Source organism: Hymenobacter sp. R533113 (assembly GCF_056835965.1).
Genome location: NZ_JAKWBD010000013.1, coordinates 353,364 through 372,710, shown reverse-complemented (window position 1 = coordinate 372,710; position 19,347 = coordinate 353,364). Strand labels below are relative to the sequence as shown.

The window sequence follows — 19,347 nt, the reverse complement described above, 5'->3', positions numbered from 1 at the left end:
CTCTAATGGGGCGTTACGCCCGATAATTTGCCCCCAGCCAGGGTTTCATGGGAGTAAAAGTCAATCCAGGTGCCAGCAGGTAGCAGCACGTTGCGGCGGCGCTGCCCTGGCTGTACTACGGGCGCCACCAACAAGTTAGGCCCGAGTAGATACTGGTCGTTTACGTTACCCAACTGCTCATTATCCAGCCCAGACGCCGCCTCGTAGTTCATCGGGCGGGCGAGCGGCGCGCCGGTCTGGGTGTTCTGCCAAGCCAAGGTGTAGAGGTAGGGAAGCAGCTCGTAGCGCTGGCGGGCGGCATTGCGCACAATGCTTTTGTAGGGCTCGGGATAATAGTAAGGCTCGGGCGGGACGCCTTCGCCGTGGGGGCGCATGATAGGACAGAGCGCGGCCATTTGCAGCCAGCGCGTGTACAGTTCCGGGTCGATGGGGCCAACGCAGAAGCCGCCGGCATCGGAGTGCATGTAGCCCACGCCGCCCATGCCCACGCCCAGCATAATGGGAACCTGGGCCTGAAAGCCCGACCACGACCGATTAATATCGCCCGACCAGGGGAACACGCTGTTGCGCTGCATACCCGCCCAGCCGGAGCGCGCCAGGTTGAATAAGCGCTCTTGTGGATACTCCTGGGCGTATTTCTCGGCAAAAATGCTGGCCCAGGCCTGCCCGTAAGCGTTATGTATCTGGCGGGTAGGGCCCGTGACGTGGTGCATCCGGACGGGGTGGTTTTCGGGCTCACCTAAGTCGCTCCACCAGCCGCCGACGCCTTCTGCCTTGCGCTTTTTGTAATACGACCATAGCCACTCGCGGGCGCTGGGCTTAAACATATCGAGCAACGAAGCCGGCCCGGCCCAGAACGAGGCCACGGTAAAAGGCCGCCCCACCGAGTCGGTGCCAATCAGAGCCTGGGTGCGCACCACGGAGTCGTTGTGGGAAGCGCGCATCACGTAGGGCTCCGAAATCAGGATGGTCTTGACGCCCACCGAATCCAGACCGCGCATCATGGCGGCGGGCTTCGGGAATTTCTGGTAGTTCCAATCGAGGTTGCCCTGGTCTCTGATAGTGCCAAACCAGTACAGGTCCAGCACCAGCGCATCCAGCGGAAAGCCTTCGCGGCGCATGCGGCGGGCCACGGCTTCAGTTTCGGCCTGGGAGCGGTAGCCAAAACGGCTCTGAATCAGGCCCAGTGCCCAACGCGGCGGCAAAGGCTGACGGCCGGTAAGCGCCGTGTAGCGGTCCAGAATAGCAGCGTAGGAGTCGCCGGCCACGAGAAAGTACCCCAAGCTACCCAATGCCTCGCCACTGTATTCGAGTACCCTTTTATTGGTTGCGCCGAGGTCGAGGTGGCCGGCCGTGTGGTTATCAAAAAATACCGCGTAGCCCCGGCTCGACACTACTATCGGCAACGCCAGGTTGAGGTTCGCGGTGCTGTCCTGATAAGCATAGCGGGCTTGGTTGTAAAGCTCCAGGCGGCGTCCGCGGCGGTCAAGCGGCAAGGCCCGCGCGCCGGTGCCGTAAAGCTGCTCGCCGGGCCGTAGCCGGAAGCTTACGCCTGTCTCACTCGGCGCTGAGGCAGCCGTTGCAACGCGCTGAAAAGCCCCCCAGGCCTCCGAAACCAGCGTATCGGAGCCCCGTAGCAGTTGCACGCGCAATGGGTTTTTGCTAACCACCACCTGTAGGTTTTCGCTTAAATCAAGCGTTAGGGCTTGGCTGCTTGCACGCACGCCGGTAGTCAGGCCGGCGGCCGGGGTGGTCACCACGCTCACCGACGAATCGGGCCGTACGGGGCTGCCAGCGGGAAAATACTCGATGCGCACCACGCCTGTTGCCCAGGGGCGCACCCGCAGCGTGGCCCCATCGGTAGCCCGAATGCTGAGCAAACCAGCGCTATACTGGTGCGAGCGGTAAGCGGCAATCGACTGGGCGGGAGGCGCGGAGCGCGGAAATGGGTCTCGCGTGGGCGGACCATCAGCTTCGCGCTGCCCGTAAGCTGGCAGGCTGAGCACCGCCAAAAGTGGGAGTAGTATGGGGCGGAAAAAGGATTGCATAGGGTGTGGCTTGGCAGAGCAAGATACAGAATGCAGTCAGGTTGAAAAGACCCCTGTTACAGACCACATGGAAGCCGGCTAGCGGCCGTCTTTAGCGGTCGGGGCGCTACCTCGCCCGCCGGCATCGAGACAGTGTGAGTAAGCACCCCGGAATAGCGAATTACTATTGTCCGCCTTAACAAAAAAGTAACGGCCGCTTTTGTCAAAAGTGGCCGTTACTTTTTTTATTTCTGGTGGCTGGCGCTGTGTAGTGCTGCCCATTCGTTGCTTGGAGCCGCTGGGGGCAAATAGGACTGGATGAGCGCTTGAAAGCCACTCGTTTGCGGCTAAACAGGCCAGGTTTTGATTTGTTTTTAAGCATCTGATAATGAATATGTTGCACATAATTCTGTACGTTCTTAAACTCAACCGCACGGCGGCTGGCTCGTAAGCTTAGCATCTACCAACCAAAACCCACTACCATTATGCAAGATTCAGGTAATCCTTCCGGCACCGCTCAGCTAGACGCTACTATTAAGGCCCTACAGGGCGGCGACCTCGCCGGATTAGCCCCCCAGGCGGGCGCCAACATTCAAAGCTGGATCAGCACGCTCCAGAACTCTAACAACGGGCAGCTTTCGGGTATCGCCTCCGAACTGGAGCGCCTCAACGATGCCTTGTCGGGCGGCTCCCCCGACACCACCCAGATACAGCAGTCGCTGCGGACGCTGGGCGAGCACACGACCAAAGCCGCCGAGTCGGCCGACCCAGGTGCTCAGGACAAAGTACGTCAGCTGGGCCAGGCCCTCAGCTCGGCTGCTAGCCAGATTCGCTAACCGCGAAAGCTGTTCCTAAATCGGACTGGTGCTGCAAGGCGCTGGTCCGATTTTGTTTGCCGTATTTACGTTTCTGTCCTTCCTGCTGCCTTTCTAAGCGATGTCAACCTCATCTAATAACCTCGCCCACCTCGATTCCACCCTCAACTCCCTAAATGGCGGCCTGCACGAAGCCCGCCACGGCGCTACCCGTAGCATCAACAGCTGGATCGATACCCTGAAAGTAAGTGCCGATACCAAGCTGAACGGCGTAGCCCACGAACTGGAAAACCTCAAGGACCTGCTTGATTCGCCCATGCCCGACACCACGCAGCTTAGCCAGTCACTCACCAAGCTCGGGGAGCACACCACCAAAGCCGCCGCCGGCGCCGACGGTGCCACGGCCGACAAGCTTCAGCAGCTGGGCCAAATGCTCAGCAGCGCCGCTAGCCAACTGAAGTAAGAACTATTTAAAATCGAAAAGACCATCATGCAGAGGCGGAGCCGAAGCATAATGGTCTTTTTTCTCTAGTAGCCGAGTGCCTTATCGTCGCCCCGTGGGTCGGCGCCGCCTTGCAGGTGGCCATCGGGCAGTACGCGGATGGCATCGACGCGGCCCCAGGCACTGCGGGGATTAATCTTGTAGCCGCGGCGCTGCAAGGTGTCGCGGGCGGCGGGAAGGAGGGCGTTTTCTTCGGCGTCGATCTGGTCGGGGAGCCACTGGTGGTGCAGGCGCGGCGCCGATACTGCCTGCTGCATGGTCATGCCATAATCGAGCACGTGAATGATGGTTTGGAGGACGCTGGTGATAATGGTGCTGCCGCCGGGTGTACCCACTACCATGAACAGTTTGCCGCCCTGCGTAACGATAGTCGGCGTCATCGACGACAGCATGCGCTTACCGGGCTCGATGGCGTTGGCGGTGCCGCCCACTAAGCCGTAATAATTGGGCACGCCCGCTTTGGCCGAGAAGTCGTCCATCTCATTGTTCAGCAAAAAGCCCGCGCCGGCCACTACCACTTTGCTGCCGTAACTGCCATTGAGCGTAGTAGTACACGATACGGCATTGCCGGTAGCATCCACGATGCTGTAGTGGGTCGTCTGGTCGCTTTCGTACACGGGCAGGCCCGCGCCGGCCTGCACCTCAGACGAAGGGGTTGCCCGACCCTTATTTTCCAGCGTACTCATCCGATTCTTCACGTAGGTTGAATCGGTGAGCTGGGCCACGGGCACTTTGCCGAAGTCTGGGTCGCCGAGGTAAGTGGCGCGGTCGGCATACACCCGGCGCTCGGCCTCCGTGATATAATGCACGGCCAGCGGCGAATGCCAGCCGGCAGCGCGCAAATCGTAGGGCTCCAGCATTTGCAGCATTTGCAACAAAGCCACGCCACCGCTGCTGGGTGGAGGCATGGTAATTAAATCGTAGCCCCGGTAGCTGCCGCGCAACGGCGTGCGCCACTTGGGCTGATACTTCAGCAGATCCTGCTCGGTAATAATACCGCCGCCCCGCTGCATCTCCGCCACAATCAGCTTGGCAGTCGGGCCTTGGTAGAAGCCGGCCCGGCCCTGGTCGCGGATACGTTCCAGGGTGCGGGCCAGATCGGGGTAGCGGATGGTGTCGCCGGCCTGCCAGGGGCGCTTATCCCCATCGGGCTGCACATAAGCGGGTGAGTGCTTGGGGTTGTACTTAATAAAATCCAGACGAGTGCGGTTGAGGCCGGCAGCTTCTTTGCTTGTGAGCACCACCCCGCGTCGGGCCAGCTCAACGGCGGGCTGCACCAGATCAATCCAGGGGAGCTTGCCCAGCTTTTGGTGCACAGTTACCATGCCCGCCACGGTGCCCGGCACACCCGCCGCCAGGTGGCCCGCCGTGCTCAGGTCGGTGATGACGTTGCCTTGCTTATCCAGGTACATATCACGGCTGGCGGCGGCGGGGGCCGTTTCCCGGAAATCAAGCGCGCCTACGCTGCCCTCATACCCCCGATATAGAAAGAAGCCGCCGCCGCCGATGTTGCCGGCCGTAGGGAGGGCCACCGCCAACGCAAACTGTACGGCCACGGCTGCATCATAGGCATTGCCCCCTTTCTGCAGCACTTCCAGCCCAATGCGCGACGCCTCCGGGTGCGCCGATACCACCATGGCCTGGGCCGTAATCAGGCTCGGCTCGGAAGCTGGCAACGGCGCTGCCAGGGTATTTTCGAGGGTAACAGAAGCGGTTGGGGTGCTGGTAGTGCAGGCCAGCAGCGCCAACAAGGCCAAAGAGTAAAAGCGGGACTTCATGCAGGTAAGATAGGGCTTATAGCCGTTACCAAGCTTTATGCCCCTTTTATAAATATAGTCCCAATGAAATATATTTTTTAAACGAACGCTAAAAATGCCCCCCAGCAGGGCCGGCTACGTTGAGAAAGCAGAAAATAAGACAGCTTTCAGTAGCTTAAGAAGCGAACTGCCCCGTCAACGCTTCTTCCTAACCGGAAGCACGCGATAATCCGATGGTAATGATAGTTTTGCCTAAACTCTAGTTGCGCTATGAAAACTCCTGACCTCGCCGCTGCCCCTACTGCCAGTCTGCCCCTCGTGCAGCAGGACTCCTGGCTCGAACCCTACGAACCTGTGCTGCTGGCTCGGCAAGAGCGGCTGCGGCAGCGGCTGCAGGAAATTGAGCAGTCGCACGGCTCGCTGAGCAAATATGCCACCGCTCACCAACACCTGGGCCTTAACTACGACGCCCGCCGCCGTGGCTACTGGTTTCGGGAGTGGGCGCCAGCGGCGGAAGGGCTGTTTCTGGTGGGCGATTTTAACGGCTGGGACCGTGCTGCTACGCCCTTGAAAAAAGGCGAAAATGGCGTGTGGGAAGTGTTTTTGTCCGATAAAGAGTGCCAGGACCGCCTTACGCACTACAGCCGCTACAAAGTACACGTAGTTACCCACCGGGGGGCAAAAGACCGCCTGCCGGCTACCCTGCGGCGGGCCGTGCAGGACCCCGATACCAAAGATTATACGGGTCAGGTGTGGCGCCCCGAAGCCCCTTTTGCCTGGACTGACCAGAAATTTCGGATTAATAACTACGTGCGGGAGCCCTTCATTTATGAGTGCCACGTTGGTATGGCCACCGAAGAAGGAAAAGTAGGCAGCTACCTGGAGTTTGCCGAAAAAGTGCTGCCCCGCGTGCAGGCCTTAGGCTATAATTGCTTGCAGCTCATGGCCGTGATGGAGCACCCGTACTATGGCTCCTTTGGCTACCACGTGGCCAATTTCTTTGCCGTGTCGTCGCGGTTCGGCACGCCTGAGGAGCTGAAGCATCTGATAAATGAGGCTCATAACAGAGGCATCGCGGTGCTGCTGGATGTGGTGCATTCGCACGCCGTCAAGAATGAGGCCGAAGGATTAGCTGATTTCGACGGCTCTGGGGGGCAATATTTCCATGCCGGACCCCGCGGCAATCATCCCGGCTGGGACTCCAAGCTGTTTAACTATGGGCAGCCCGAAGTGCAGCAGTTTCTGCTCTCCAACCTGCGCTACTGGCTGGAGGAGTTTCACTTCGATGGCTTCCGCTTCGATGGCGTGACGAGTATGCTCTATCACCACCACGGCGAGGGCGTGGCTTTCAGTACCTACGCGCAGTATTTTGGCCCCGAGGCTGATGAGGACGCTATTTTATATCTGCAGCTGGCCTCTACGCTGGTGCAGGAATTAAAGCGCGGCGCCTTGCTTATTGCCGAAGATATGAGCGGCCTGCCCGGCCTGTGCCGTCCCATCAGCGAGGGCGGCATAGGCTTCAATTATCGCCTGGCCATGGGCATTCCCGATTACTGGATTAAGCTGCTCAAGCACCGCCGCGACGAGGACTGGAACCTGGGCGAGCTGTGGTACACGCTCACCAACCGCCGCGTGGGCGAGAAAACCGTGGCCTACGCCGAGTCGCACGACCAGGCGTTGGTCGGCGACAAAACCCTGGCCCACTGGCTCATGGATGCGGCCATTTACGCGCACATGAGCAAGAATGACCCCGACCCGGTAGTGGCCCGCGGTATGGCGCTGCATAAGATGATCCGACTGATCACGCTGGCGCTGGGGGGCGAAGCCTACCTCACCTTTATCGGCAACGAGTTTGGCCACCCTGAATGGGTCGATTTTCCCCGTCAGGGCAACGACTGGAGCTACCACTACGCCCGGCGGCAGTGGTCCCTGGCCGATAATCCGGAGCTTAAGTATCAGTACCTGCTGGCCTTCGACCAAGCTATGATAGGTATGGCCAAGTCGCGCCGCCTGCTGGCCGCCGCCCACGCTCATCTGGTCAACAATGACTCCGAAAATCAGGTCCTCATCTTCGAGCGCGGGGGGCTAATTTTCGTGTTCAACTTCCACACTGAGCGCAGCATTCCCGATTACCGCTTCTTTGTGCCTAAGCCCGGTCGCTACCGCGTCATCCTCTCCTCCGATTCGCCCCAATTCGATGGCTTCAACCGCGTGGATGATGCCTTGGTTTATGAAACATTTCGGGAAGATGAGGTGGATAAATTGAGCTTGTACGTGACCAGCCGCGCGGCATTGGTACTGGCGCGGGAGTGAAGGCTTGGCTGTGACTGAAGCGCCCGTACTACCACTGAAACCGATACCAGGTTTGCACGCCTAGATAGCCTAGCCGCGTCCGAATGGTGTTATTGTAGGTCTTGCTTATTCCATCCTCCGTGTAGGTGTAGGAGATGTTATAGCGAACAAACTCCTGTAAGCCCAGGCTGCCCATCAGCTTCAAGCCCAGAAAATGCGTGTTGACCACGTGCCACTCGCGGCCCACGCCGGCCCGCAGCCCGAAGCGCAGCCCGGCCCCAGTACTAGGTTGAGCAGTTCCATATAGATAGGTGGACGGCTGGCCCATGTTGGTGCTGAGCCTGGTGCCGAAGCCAGCCAATACCGTATAGCGTCGGGAAATGACATCGGCACCCGTTTCTACCACCCATGTGTGCCCATCGACGGACGGAATGGTCCGGTAGAGCAGCACCCCATGCAATTGTGGACTAGTAAAGCGTAGAGATGATGTAGATACGGCTGCAAAGCGGCGACCCCCCGGATAGTCCGCTACGGAAGCGATGCTTAACTTATGGGCGAAGGGCCCAATGCCGGCTTCTAGGCTTAACTGTTGCGTTATTCCGTAGCGAATTCCTATGATACCGGCAAAGCCAAAAGTAGGCCGGAGCAGGATGCGGGAGCTAACTGTTGTCCGGTCAGCAAACACGTACCGGAAACCGTGTATTTGCGGAGCCGCAACTAAGGAAAATGCCTTTTGCGCGGCGGCGGGTGTGGCTATGAAAAGGCTTAAAAGCAATACTCCTCCGCACCATCTGGGCGCGGAGGAGCAAAAGCGGAGTAGTATAATCATTATAAGAGTACGCATTACTTCTTTACAATTAAACGCCGGGTTAACGAGCGTTTGTCCCCGATCAACCGCAGGTAATAAATACCGGGTTGCAGACCCGCCGTAGAAGTCTCAAATACCTTCTTTTTCCTGCCTTCCAACTCTCCTTGGTAGATCGACCGGACCAATACTCCCTCTGCGTTAAAGATGCCTACTTGGACCAACTCTTTTTTGTTTATTTCCACCTCGACCGTAAAGGGGCCGTCGACAACGGGATTAGGATAGGAAGAAACCCGCATGGTTTCGTATTCAGTTGGTGGGCACGAGGTCACACTAGTGTTCTCGACCACAGTATGGGAGGAATTCTCCGACGAGGGATAAAAGAACTCATCAACACCATATCCTAAGTTACCTGAATCACCTCCAATCGTTACCTCTACCTCGTCCGGGTCCACGCCCTCAGGTACAGGGATAATTAGTTCAGCAACTTGTAGCGTTACCTGCTCCTGCCCTTCGCAGTAGTCACCATACGCCACTGCGGAATAGTTTTGTAGTAAGCCATCTCGGATTACCTCCCGGTTATTAAGCATCATGCGCGACTGAGAAATAACGAGCGAGCCGCTAGGTGGGGCTTGAGCCGCCGAGGTAGAGTCCTGAATGTAATTCAGGCTAATACCCAATGCGCTAAAATCATTAGCTGCATCGGCTACCTGATTCTGTAACGTGGCATTCAGATTATGTACGATGAAAGCCCGCTGAGCCTCGTCATACACAACTTCTCCAACCTGAAAGGAAGAACGGCGCGTTGCACTAGTAGCCTGCGTGGGCTGCACAATGGGAGAAATAGCTAAATCAACTGGTAAGTCTAGCGGTTCATGCCCCCCGGTAAAATAGCTGTCTGGTGTGCAAGAAAAAGAGAAATCTCTTGGCGCGTAGTCAGACCCATAGCCAGTCATAACATCGACAACATAACCGTTATAACCGGCCTGTATTTTGGCATAGCCTATAGACGATGTAAAAGCATTCCCTGTTGTTGGTGTTGTATAAGGGGTTCCTTCGCCCTTCCGAGGTGCAATTCCAGTAACGCAAAAATAAGCTTCTGCCCACGCCTCTGCATAACCACAATCTTTATGTTCAGCACCAATAAGGTTAAATATTGCACCACTTCGTTTGATGTTCGCATGGGCTATAAACTTATTTTGATACCAACGGCAATGTTTTCGGATAGTTACCCATCCTCCCGCAAAGGAAGGAACTGTAATAAGCAGGCATACTGCTACCAGCAGAAGCCGTTGGCTTCCGAGTACAAGTTGTTTCATAATGAAGAAGGGTTATAAGTGAAAAAAGAATAAGAAAATAAGCAGCGCGGTCACACCTCTTCCATGAAGATAATTATCTCCCTTTTTGTATGTAGGAAAAGACAGGAATAACTAGAGGCAGCAGGCGTGCGGCGCAGAGTAGCAGGTAGGATGCGTTAGAGCCTGTTAAAGAATGTAAGTAGCTGAGAGACAAAAAGAAACCAGCCAGGTTATTCCCTTTTCCTCATCCGACCAAAGATGTACGAAACGGACCTGACTGATTTCCAATGGCAAGTTATGGCAGAAATGTTGCCCGTCAAACGTCGTCGCAAGTATCCGATCCGACTCATTGTCAATGCCTTGCTCTACCTGACCAAGAGTGGGTGCCAATGGCGGCTATTGCCGAATGACTTTCCGCCCTACCCGATCTGCTTTTACTACTTCCGGCGCTGGCAGAAGACGGGGCAGTGGGCAAGACTGAATAAAATGCTAGTCGAGCAAGAGCGGAAGCAGTCTGCCCCTTCGCGCCAGGCCAGCCCGAGCGTGGCCATTGTGGACGCGCAATCCATCAAATCCAGCGAACGAGGTGTGCCGGATAAAGGCTTCGATGGCTACAAAAAGGGACAAGGTCGCAAGCGGCAACTCGTCGTCGATACGGGCGGGCGGCTGCTGGCTGTACACGTGGGTCCGGCGCAGGAAAATGACCGGATCGGCGGCCAGCAGGCGTTGCAAAAACTAGCTTTACTGGGCTACAACCGGCTTTGTCTCATCCTCACGGATGCCGGCTATGCCAGCCAGGCACTGGGCCAATGGGTGCAGCAAGCCTGCGGCTGGCGACTGGCTACGGCTCCAGGGCTGAACGGACAAGGCGGCTTCACGCCGCAGCCCGTTCGCTGGGTCGTCGAGCGCTCCATCAGGTGGCTGCACTGGGACCGACGCTTAAGCCGAGACTACGAATGCGAGACCAGCAGCGCCGAAGCCACTTTGTATTTGTCCAGTATTCGGCACCTCATTCGTAAATTTTAACAGGCTCTTAAGCGGCACCTCTAAAAACAGCTACTAGGATAGAGAATAGAGCAGAAGCGGGATAGTAAACTGATGATCTAATATAAAAGAAGAATTATAAGATTCAAATTTTACTTTATGTTCTGTCGCATAATTGCAGTTGCTGCAATTATGCGACAGAACAAAGTATAACTCAGTTGCTTGTTACTTCTCGTAGCGGGTAGCTTTAATGTCCTAACTACAGTTAGCCCCCATCTACCGAAAGCGGCGGCCAATCTTAATCCGCTCAATCGCTTCAGCTACCCGCTCGGCTCGCTTTTCGTATTTCTTGGCGCGGGTTATCCACTGGGCGTACTCTTTGCGCTGGGCGTAGGCCAGCTGCTCAAACTTGGTGAGCAAGCCGTTTTGCGCCAGTGCGCTAGTCAGCTCCTCCGGGATGTCCAGGGGGCTTTCTTCGGTGTCGGGGGCCAACACGACATGCACGGTTTGGCCCCAGGTTTTATCAATGGCGTTGCGGATTTGCTTGTGCACGGTCAGGATGTGCTCGCCGTCGGGGGTAGGTATCAGGGGCAGGCGAAACGGAAAGCCGTCGATGGTGCCGCGCATGTGCAGAGTGCCGCGCTGCCCGTACACTTCCTCTACGCTGAAGGGTACGGTCAGAAATACGCCGCCATCGGTGCCGTGCAGCTCCAGCTGGGCGTCGAAGGTTTGCTCGGGAGTAGTAGGGGAGGAAGTCGTCATCAGTCAATTTTTTGACAAAGAAACAACGCTGCCGGCTACTACCAGTTCCGGGTGATGGAGCCTAACGCCATTGTCAGGGCCTCCTCGTCGTGGGCCGCAACCACTTGAATGCGGTCGGCGGTTACTGAATAGGCGCTTTGCAGGCGCTGAGCCAGGGTTTCAGAAGCAGCGAGTATCAGCGTAGCCCGCCGAAGCGCCAGCCGCTCCAGCTCCAGAATCCAGCCGCGGTCGTTGAGCGAATCGCGGTCCAGTGCCAGCGAATGAACGTGCAGCACCAACGGCCGGCCGGTAAGCTGCCGGATTTCGAGGCCCGCCAGCCATACATGCCACTCGGGAGCGTAGATCACGCCGAACTCTTCGCGCAGCGCCAGACGCGTAGCAAAGCGCGTGTACTGAATAATCTGAAAATTAAGGTCGCCGGGGGCTTCAGGCAGCGCGGTCAGGAGGTTGCGCAAAGTTGCCCGGTCGCTCGAAAACTCGATTGGGGGCAAATAGTCTGGTTGGATGGGCGCGGCGGGCGTATCCAGCGTCAGATTATCGCCCGGATGGTCAAGATCGTGGGCCTCGTCGGCTCCAGGCTCCGAAGCTTCTACGGCCTGCTCATCGGTCAGCAGAAGGTCTGGGGGGCTTTTTTGCTGGGCGTAGCCTGCCTCATTCGGGGCCGTTTCGCTTAAGCCAGCCCCATCACTCCGATCCTGCGCAGCTCCTATATAAGGCGCGGCCGGCGACTGCCAGGCACCGGGAGTGCGGGTTGGCTGCAGCTCGTCCAGGTCCGCCAGGGTTAGGGTGTCGAGGCTCGTGATGCGTGCGTTGGGGAGCTGGCCCGCGGGCAGGTGCGGCAGAATAGCCGTCAGGGTAGTCTGGGAAGCTAAGGCCTGCAACAGCGACAGCGACTCGGGCTGCCCCGATTCGGTGACTTGCGTTGTCTCATCCCAGCCTAATAGCAACACCTTGAGATTGGGATTTTCCATGGGAAAGGGACGATGACGGGAAAAAATGGTCAGTAAAAAAGCCTTAAACAAGCTCTAACGTCGTGTTTTACGGAATCTACTCCTAAGGTTAGCTAATTTTCGTGTTAATCAGTTTTACCTTGCAGACTTATGCAAAAAAACATTCCGGCACTGCCGGTATTTTTTGCTCACCTCAACTGCCGCTTTTGCTCATGGCTGATCTCATTCAGGAAAATAATTACATGGTAAACGACCTGGCTACCAGGGGAAAACAAGAGTTTTCTCCCGGCCAGATTGTATCATGTCAGCAAACAAACAACGATTTTCTTTTTGCCTGCGACAACGGCGTGCGGCTGTGCTTGCAGGTAATTACCGATAAAATACTTCGCTTTCGCTACGCTACCGAAGTTGGCTTCGCGCCCGACTTCAGCTACGCTGTGCCCGCCGACCTGCCCCGTGCCGCGCTGGACTTTTTGGAGTTTCGGGAAAAAACCGACCACTACCGCATCACCACCGACCGGCTCATCTGCACCATTGCCAAAGAAAATCTGGCTACGCGCGTGCTCGACCGCTCCGGCACGGTGCTTTCGGCCGACGAAAAAGGCTTTCACTGGGAGCACGACGACAACACCGGCAATGACATCGTGAAGATGAGCAAGCAGGTGCAGAGCGGCGTGCACTATTACGGCCTCGGCGACAAGCCCGACAACATGAACCTGCGCGGCAAGCGCTTCACCAACTGGGGCACCGACACCTACGGCTACGTAAAAGGCTCCGACCCGCTTTACAAGAACATCCCGTTTTACCTGGAGCTGCACCAGAAAATTGCCCACGGCATTTTCTTCGATAACACGTTCAAAGCCAGCTTCGACTTCGCCGCCGAGCGCGCCGACGTGACCAGCTTCTGGGCTCAGGGCGGCGAGATGAACTATTATTTCCTCTACGGTCCCACGCTTACTGAAGTCACGCAGGAGTACACGCGCCTCACCTGTCCGCCCGAAATGCCCCCCATGTGGGCTTTGGGCTACCATCAGTGCAAGTGGAGCTACTATCCCGAGAGCAACTTCCGGGCTATCGGCGCGGGTTTTCGGGAGCGGCAGATTCCCTGCGACGCGCTGTATCTGGACATCGACTATATGGACGGCTACCGGTGCTTTACCTGGAGTCCCACCCACTTTCCCGACCCCAAAACCATGGTGCGGGAGCTGGCCGCCGATGGCTTCAAAACCGTTGTCATCATCGACCCCGGCATCAAGATTGACCCTGAATACCCAGTTTATAACGAAGGCCTGGCCAACGATTATTTCTGCCGCCGCGCCGACGGCCCGCTGATGCGGGGCTCGGTGTGGCCGGGCCTGTGCAACTTCCCCGACTTCACCCGCCCCGACGTGCGCGAGTGGTGGGCGGGCCTGTTCAAAGGCCTGATTCAGGAGGATGGCGTGCGCGGCGTGTGGAACGACATGAACGAGCCGGCCGTGTTCGAGAAAGGCACCTTCCCGGACGATGTACGCTTCAACTACGACGGCCACTCGGCTTCGCACAAAAAGGCTCACAACATTTACGGCATGCAGATGGCGCGGGCCACGGCGGCGGGCGTGAAGCAGTTTTCGTACCCCAACCGCCCGTTCACCATCACGCGCAGTACTTACGCTGGCGGGCAGCGCTACTCCTCCGCCTGGACCGGCGACAACATTGCTTCCTGGGACCACCTGTGGCTGGCCAATATTCAGTGCCAGCGTCTGAGCATCAGTGGCTTCTCGTTCGTAGGCTCCGATATTGGCGGCTTCGTGGAAACGCCTGACGGCGAGCTGTACGCCCGCTGGATTGCCTTAGCAGCCTTCCATCCCTTCTTTCGCACGCACTCCAGCGGCGACCACGGCGACCAGGAACCCTGGTCTTTCGGCGAAGAAGTAACCGATCTGGCGCGCAAGTTTATCAGCCTGCGCTACCAGCTGCTGCCCTACGTGTATACCACTTTCTGGCAGTATGTGCAGCAGGGTACGCCCATGTTGCGCCCCCTGGCTTTTCTTGACCAAAACGACACGGATACCTATCTGCGCATGGCCGAGTTCAGCCTCGGCGACCACTTGCTGGTGTGCCCCATCACCACCGCCGGCGCCGATGGCCGTTGGATGTACCTGCCCAAAGGCCAGTGGTACTACTGGTGGACGGATGAGGCGCGTACCGGCGGGGCCGAAGTATGGGCCAGCGCCGCGCTGGATCGGATTCCGCTTTTTGTAAAAGCCGGCGCCGTCATTCCCCTCTACCCCGTAATGCAGTACGTAGGCGAGAAAGTGGTAGAGGAAGTGACCCTGCACGTGTATTACAAAAACGGCACGGAGCACAGCGTGCTTTACGACGATGGTGGTGAGGGCTACGGCTACCAGGAAGGCCACAGCACCACGCGGCGCTTTACGGTACTCGGTACCGACACTACGCTCACGCTCCGCCAGGAAATTGAAGGCGACTATCAGCCCAGCTTCGCTACCTATCGGGTGGTATTCCACGGCCTGCCCTTTGCGCCGCTGAAAGGCACTGTCGATGCCAAAGCCGCCCCTTTGACGGAAGCTATGACTGAGGCGGACGCCACGCTGCCGCAAACCATTGTGAAGGCAGGTTTTGCGGAGATTGTTATTAACTGATGTTACGCGGCATATTAGTCGATTGCTTGGAAAGGATGTTTCCTGAAGCAGCAATAGCTTCTTTCTGAGGCAGAGGTGCAGTTGCCGCGTAACATCAGTTATTAACTGATGTTACGCAGCAACTGCATCCATTAGTCGGTAAGGCTGTTTCTGAGCGTAGCAAAAGCCGCTTTTTGAAGCGCAGCAGCAAGTCGTGCGTAACATGAGTTATTAAGTAAGCATTGTTCACTTATCGAATACAGTTTATGAAGCTGTTTAGGAAGTCGCCAGATCAAGCATGACGTCCCAGTTTAATTTAGAGGACTTCCTAAACAGCTTCTATGTTAAAAAGCCCCAAAATATTCTGTGGGGCTTTTTTATGCTTTATTGCTGGAAAGTGAAGTGTGCTTATATATTCTGATAGGAAAAGACGTTAGTAGACTTTGACTATATATTTATTGGCTATTATGAAAGACTGGGTGTATATAGCTGGTTGTCTTGTATGTGTTAGAATGATTATAAGCCACAGCAGCTTTGCCCAGGGGCAGCAAACAGCGCTTCCCAGCCTCCCGGTAGTCACTTCCGCGCCGACAGGAACCGCTAAAAAATTGGCGGTGGTCTAAAGCGTGGTGATAAGCCTAATGCATGACCAACTGAAAAAGGCGCTGAACAAGCTATTCAAGCTCCTTTTGATTCAACCTGAAACGGCACCATCACCACGCTTTAGACCACCGCTAAAAAATTAACCGTCCCATCTCAACAGTATAAATTTTACGCCGGCGCTCAGGCCGCCATTCATGTTTACCAAGTAGCTTCAACTAATTACCCAGTGCAGCGAATTGGTATTCATCCGTTGTACGTATTTGCTGGCTACCGCTTACGGCCTAATCTAGCGGTGCAGGTTGGGTTTCTGCAGCGTGACCCGCCTGCACGCGGTGAGAGTGTATCTGGTTTTAATTCGCTGGGCCAACCGTATACTTCTTCTGATTATGAAAATATGTACAATGCTGCTATACCCGTAGTAGTGCGGTATCGTTTCACCGGGCCGCGCCGCTTGTACTTGGAAGCGCTACTGGGTGTAACGACTGAATTTAACCGTTACTGGCGCGACTACTATTATACTGTGGATGGCGAACTATTTCCCCAAGAGCAGGTTAGCGTACGCGCCACGAATACTTATTTGGCAGGTGGCTTAGCAATAGGCTATCGGGCAAGTTCTCGCATAAACATCATGATTGAAGCCTCCGCTCTACGCAATCTAACCACCCGGCCGGGCGGCAATTGGGACCTAGCCAAGAAAATTACGCCCGCCATTGGCGCTGGGCTGCAGTATAACTTTGATTTAGGGCGAAAGAAGACCTGAAGATTAAAGCACTCCACAAAAAAAGCCCCCCAGAATATTTCTGGGGGGCTTTTTTGTGGGTATATACTTTTGCCTTTTCACCCAGAGCAACTAGCTACACCTGTTCCCGCAGATACTGATAGACCTCCGGGTTGCTGAGCAGCCCAATATGGCTTTGTTGGGCAAACACGCTGGTAGTCACTACGGTGCCAGCCGGTAGGGCCGGGTCGCCGAAGGTGCGGCCGATGGCGCTGCCGCCGCCTACCAGGCCGTCGCCGAAATAATGATCCAGAGCTGAGCCCAGGGTTTTGAGCAGGGAGCCCACCAGCACATGGTAATGCACGCCCGGCAAAGGCGGCACGACGGTGCGGGGGGCAAAAATATCGTTCGCGTGCGGGCTTTGCCAATCCTCATCCACCAGCCAGGCGTGGCGCAGGTCCTTGATGCCGTTGCTGCGCTGGTCCATGGCTTTGCTGAGAAAGCGCGTGGGAGCCACGTTTATCTTGCGCAGCAGTACGGAAGTGAAATGGCTGTTTTGCTCCAGAAAAGACCCATCGTTGGGTACGCCCAGCAAGAACACGGACTTCAAGCGCTTCACCCATAGGGCTTGCTCCCGTCCTTTACGGGCTCCGTAATGGCCCGCGCTGCGAATCACTAATCCACCCATGGAGTGGCCAACCAGCACCAGCTCGCCAATGGCGTCGGCGTGTGCTTCGAGCAATTCTCTTAGTAATGTATCGAGCAGCTGCCCATTTTCGGAAATGTGCAGGCCGCTATTGTAGCGCACATAAAGGGACCGCACGCCCGCTTCCCGCTGGAGCAGCGGCCCGTAGCGCGGCGTATCAGCCGCGCCCGATTGCCAGATCATCTCGTCGCCCATCAGGCCGTGCAGAAACACAACGGTTTTCTGCGGCTCACTGCTTAGGCGCAGGTCGGGCACGGCAATATCGGCCCCGTGCTGACGGAAGCTCATCTGAATAGCCCGGCGGTCCTGGCGCTCGGCTAGCTGGTCGCCGATGGCGCCGTTGAGCACCGGCAGGGTAAAGTGGCGGTACGCCTGACCCGTGCGGTACAGAAAATCCACTCCCGTGCCGGGCAAGGCGGCTGCCCGACGCATAGCAGATCGGGCCCGCTGCCACCGCGATGACGGCCCCGTGTTTAGGTCCGGGTTATCAGGGTCAGAGTTGGGCAAAGAACCCTCGGGGGGCATTTCTTGGGTCACTGAATCAATAATTTGCGCGTCAGCGTGCCTTCCGGCGTGCTCAGGCGCAGTAAATAAACGCCCGCAGGTTGTCCCCGCAGACTGATAAGCCGGCCGCCAGCGGCGCTAGCGGGTGCGGCATCCTGCCGCTGTACTACCCGGCCGGCAGCATCCGTAATGGTGAACGGCGCCGTCGCGAGGCCGGGTTTTTGCAAAGAAGCCAACGAGAAATCCCCGTTGGAGCTAGGGTTGGGGTAAAGCACTAAAGCCGCATCCAGTTGCGGGTTGCGGTTAGAGGTAACCGTCAGGGGCAGCGTTATATCATCAACAAACAAGGCGGCCGTAGTGGAAGGCGTTAGGCTGGTACCGGCCACAAAGAAAATACGCAGCGTATCGGGCACTACGGAGGCAGTAGCAGCAGGGTAGGAGATAGGTAAGTTGACCAGCCGATAATCGCTAACGCCGCCATTCAGCAGAAAGGTAGTTTGCCCTACCAGTTGGCCATCCTTTGAGAGCACCAAGCCTACCTGGCCCGTCTCCGCAGAGGTGCCGGTGTACTTATACCAGAACTGCATAGAGGTTGGCCGGGCCGTAAACGGAATGCCGCCCGGCCGCAGCCGAAGGATATCCTCCTGCGTCCGGGGCAGGTTGTTCGGATTGATGGTTGGTGTTTCGGTACCAAGTAACAATAATGCCGGCACAGGGAATGTGCCTAGCAACGGGATGCTTATGCTCCTGAAAGTCAAGCGGGCGGCAAACTGCCCCCCGTGCACCTCCGTCGATTTTGACACTCCATTTATTACTAAGGGTAAGATTTTAGCCGCAATTTCGTCGGAGGTAATCCACTGCGTAGGCGCCTCCACATTATTTTCGGTGGCCCAGGCTTCAAAGGTGCCATTCGCTAAGGTGGTTTGCGCGGCGGCCGTGCCCGACCATCCTAAGCCGCTCAGTAATAAAAGAGAAAGTAAGGGAGCCTTCATGCAGGTGTTAGGTTGAGGTAGGAGAAAGGAAGAGCAGAGACGCGAGCCGTCCAGCTGTCATATACGGGTACATTACGTTGCTAAACAGCTATTTGGTTGTTTGTTTGAGGCTAATTCGAGCAACAAAAGAGTAACCGCCGAGCTTTTGGGGAAAAAGGCAAAAAGTTAGTTGACTTCAAGCGCGCCCGGCAGCCGCGTTTGGCTCAATAATACGCCAGCCAGTCCGCCCGTAATTAATCCGCCCAAATGCGCTGCGTGGTCAATATTGCCCCCCAGCCCGCCCACCAGTCCGTTCAGCATAAAATAGAACACAAACCACAGCATGGTGCGCCGCTGGGTGCGGCTAAAGGGTGCTGCTCTCATCAGGAGTAAGGCTAGTAAAAGCCCATACAATCCAAAAATGCCGCCTGACGCGCCCACCGAGTTTATGCCCGCGCTATTCCACCACAAGCTGGCCAAGCTACCCCCGACACCGCACACCAAAAAGCCCCCCAGCAAGCGCCACCGGCCCAGCAGCGGCTCCAGCAACGACCCCAAGAACAAGAGTCCCAGCCCGTTGAGCAGCAAGTGCGTCACGCCACCGTGCAAAAAGCAGCTGGTAAGCAGGCGCCAGGGCTGGCCATGTAAGGTGAGCGGCGAAAAATTGGAGCCCCACGCCACCAGCTCCTGACCACTTGGTGCGAGCGGATCGGCGGCGGTAAGGGCCAGCAGCGCATAAATCACCAGGTTCAGGTCGAGCAGCAGAGGCGTGACGAAGAACGACCCCGCCGGCCACAGCAGTGCCCGCAGGCTCCGCAGCAGGAGGCGGCCGGTGCTTTCATCGGGGAGTGGCGGGGACGGAGGAGTAGGTGGCGCGGGCGCCTCGGCAGGTACCAGGCCGCGCCGTTGCAGCTCGTGCACGGCGGCCTGCACCACCGCGGGCGGAAAGCGCTGCGCCTGCTGCGCTAGAAAGAAAAGCTCAGCGTCGGTTTTTTGGGTGAATAAGTCGTGGGAGTTGTCGGGGTCCATAAG

15 protein-coding genes are annotated in these 19,347 nt (G+C 57.0%); 6 read left to right on the top strand and 9 right to left on the bottom strand.

The genetic code is table 11. The features are described 5' to 3' along the window. Window positions 1-2: 2 nt before the first annotated feature. On the bottom strand, window positions 3-2,048 hold the full coding sequence (locus MKZ35_RS10605) for a TIM-barrel domain-containing protein (RefSeq protein WP_482513265.1): 2,046 nt from the start codon (window positions 2,046-2,048) through the stop codon (window positions 3-5). A 464-nt stretch (window positions 2,049-2,512) separates the two neighbouring features. Here MKZ35_RS10605 and MKZ35_RS10600 point away from each other — a divergent pair, with 464 nt between their 5' ends. Then, entirely contained in the window at window positions 2,513-2,863 is a 351-nt protein-coding gene (locus tag MKZ35_RS10600; protein ID WP_482513264.1) for a hypothetical protein, read from the top strand. A 100-nt stretch (window positions 2,864-2,963) separates the two neighbouring features. Next, window positions 2,964-3,305, top strand: a complete 342-nt coding sequence (locus MKZ35_RS10595) for a hypothetical protein (RefSeq protein ID WP_482513263.1) — start codon at window positions 2,964-2,966, stop codon at window positions 3,303-3,305. Between the two features lie 65 nt (window positions 3,306-3,370). Here MKZ35_RS10595 and ggt read toward each other — a convergent pair whose 3' ends face one another. Further along, entirely contained in the window at window positions 3,371-5,122 is a 1,752-nt protein-coding gene (ggt, locus tag MKZ35_RS10590; RefSeq protein WP_482513262.1) for a gamma-glutamyltransferase, read from the bottom strand. A gap of 249 nt (window positions 5,123-5,371) precedes the next feature. Here ggt and MKZ35_RS10585 point away from each other — a divergent pair, with 249 nt between their 5' ends. Then, window positions 5,372-7,414, top strand: coding sequence for an alpha amylase C-terminal domain-containing protein (locus MKZ35_RS10585; RefSeq protein ID WP_482513261.1), 2,043 nt, complete (start codon window positions 5,372-5,374; stop codon window positions 7,412-7,414). Between the two features lie 28 nt (window positions 7,415-7,442). On the opposite strand, the gene MKZ35_RS10580 is transcribed toward MKZ35_RS10585, so the two are convergent. Together MKZ35_RS10580 and MKZ35_RS10575 are read right to left on the bottom strand one after the other, a co-directional pair. Continuing rightward, complete coding sequence (locus tag MKZ35_RS10580) at window positions 7,443-8,168, bottom strand: hypothetical protein (RefSeq protein WP_482513260.1); 726 nt, start codon at window positions 8,166-8,168, stop codon at window positions 7,443-7,445. A 68-nt stretch (window positions 8,169-8,236) separates the two neighbouring features. Further along, a complete protein-coding gene (locus MKZ35_RS10575) occupies window positions 8,237-9,517 on the bottom strand; it encodes a T9SS type A sorting domain-containing protein (protein WP_482513259.1) in 1,281 nt (426 codons plus the stop codon). A 237-nt stretch (window positions 9,518-9,754) separates the two neighbouring features. Between MKZ35_RS10575 and MKZ35_RS10570 the strand changes: the two genes are divergently transcribed. After that, window positions 9,755-10,522, top strand: coding sequence for an IS5 family transposase (locus MKZ35_RS10570; protein WP_482513258.1), 768 nt, complete (start codon window positions 9,755-9,757; stop codon window positions 10,520-10,522). A 234-nt stretch (window positions 10,523-10,756) separates the two neighbouring features. On the opposite strand, the gene MKZ35_RS10565 is transcribed toward MKZ35_RS10570, so the two are convergent. Beyond that, a complete protein-coding gene (locus tag MKZ35_RS10565; protein WP_482513257.1) occupies window positions 10,757-11,242 on the bottom strand; it encodes a DUF1905 domain-containing protein in 486 nt (161 codons plus the stop codon). 38 nt (window positions 11,243-11,280) lie between these two features. Continuing rightward, window positions 11,281-12,213 carry a glycosyltransferase family 4 protein gene (locus tag MKZ35_RS10560; RefSeq protein WP_482513256.1) on the bottom strand — a complete coding sequence of 311 codons (933 nt, stop codon included), beginning with the start codon at window positions 12,211-12,213 and terminating at the stop codon, window positions 11,281-11,283. Between the two features lie 191 nt (window positions 12,214-12,404). Between MKZ35_RS10560 and MKZ35_RS10555 the strand changes: the two genes are divergently transcribed. Next, on the top strand, window positions 12,405-14,834 hold the full coding sequence (locus MKZ35_RS10555; protein ID WP_482513255.1) for a glycoside hydrolase family 31 protein: 2,430 nt from the start codon (window positions 12,405-12,407) through the stop codon (window positions 14,832-14,834). Window positions 14,835-15,642: 808 nt separating this feature from the next. Next, window positions 15,643-16,176 (top strand): hypothetical protein, encoded by a 534-nt coding sequence (locus MKZ35_RS10550; protein ID WP_482513254.1) that lies wholly within the window; start codon window positions 15,643-15,645, stop codon window positions 16,174-16,176. Between the two features lie 94 nt (window positions 16,177-16,270). On the opposite strand, the gene MKZ35_RS10545 is transcribed toward MKZ35_RS10550, so the two are convergent. From MKZ35_RS10545 to MKZ35_RS10535, 3 genes are all read right to left on the bottom strand, one after another. After that, the gene (locus tag MKZ35_RS10545) at window positions 16,271-17,377 is read right to left on the bottom strand and encodes an esterase/lipase family protein (RefSeq protein ID WP_482513253.1); all 1,107 of its coding nucleotides are present in this window, start codon (window positions 17,375-17,377) and stop codon (window positions 16,271-16,273) included. Continuing rightward, complete coding sequence (locus MKZ35_RS10540) at window positions 17,374-18,336, bottom strand: T9SS type A sorting domain-containing protein (RefSeq protein ID WP_482513252.1); 963 nt, start codon at window positions 18,334-18,336, stop codon at window positions 17,374-17,376. The genes MKZ35_RS10545 and MKZ35_RS10540 overlap by 4 nt, the downstream gene beginning before the upstream one ends. Before the next feature lie 165 nt (window positions 18,337-18,501). Next, complete coding sequence (locus MKZ35_RS10535) at window positions 18,502-19,344, bottom strand: rhomboid family intramembrane serine protease (protein WP_482513251.1); 843 nt, start codon at window positions 19,342-19,344, stop codon at window positions 18,502-18,504. Window positions 19,345-19,347 lie beyond the last annotated feature (3 nt).

Bases quoted from the DNA above. Each gene is read 5' to 3' on its own strand.
- MKZ35_RS10540 (WP_482513252.1), bottom strand. From the start codon at position 18,336: ATGAAGGCTCCCTTACTTTCTCTTTTATTACTGAGCGGCTTAGGATGG.
- MKZ35_RS10570 (WP_482513258.1), top strand. From the start codon at position 9,755: ATGTACGAAACGGACCTGACTGATTTCCAATGGCAAGTTATGGCAGAA.
- MKZ35_RS10605 (WP_482513265.1), bottom strand. From the start codon at position 2,048: ATGCAATCCTTTTTCCGCCCCATACTACTCCCACTTTTGGCGGTGCTC.
- MKZ35_RS10560 (WP_482513256.1), bottom strand. From the start codon at position 12,213: ATGGAAAATCCCAATCTCAAGGTGTTGCTATTAGGCTGGGATGAGACA.
- MKZ35_RS10535 (WP_482513251.1), bottom strand. From the start codon at position 19,344: ATGGACCCCGACAACTCCCACGACTTATTCACCCAAAAAACCGACGCT.
- MKZ35_RS10565 (WP_482513257.1), bottom strand. From the start codon at position 11,242: ATGACGACTTCCTCCCCTACTACTCCCGAGCAAACCTTCGACGCCCAG.
- MKZ35_RS10600 (WP_482513264.1), top strand. From the start codon at position 2,513: ATGCAAGATTCAGGTAATCCTTCCGGCACCGCTCAGCTAGACGCTACT.
- MKZ35_RS10585 (WP_482513261.1), top strand. From the start codon at position 5,372: ATGAAAACTCCTGACCTCGCCGCTGCCCCTACTGCCAGTCTGCCCCTC.
- MKZ35_RS10555 (WP_482513255.1), top strand. From the start codon at position 12,405: ATGGCTGATCTCATTCAGGAAAATAATTACATGGTAAACGACCTGGCT.
- MKZ35_RS10575 (WP_482513259.1), bottom strand. From the start codon at position 9,517: ATGAAACAACTTGTACTCGGAAGCCAACGGCTTCTGCTGGTAGCAGTA.
- ggt (WP_482513262.1), bottom strand. From the start codon at position 5,122: ATGAAGTCCCGCTTTTACTCTTTGGCCTTGTTGGCGCTGCTGGCCTGC.
- MKZ35_RS10595 (WP_482513263.1), top strand. From the start codon at position 2,964: ATGTCAACCTCATCTAATAACCTCGCCCACCTCGATTCCACCCTCAAC.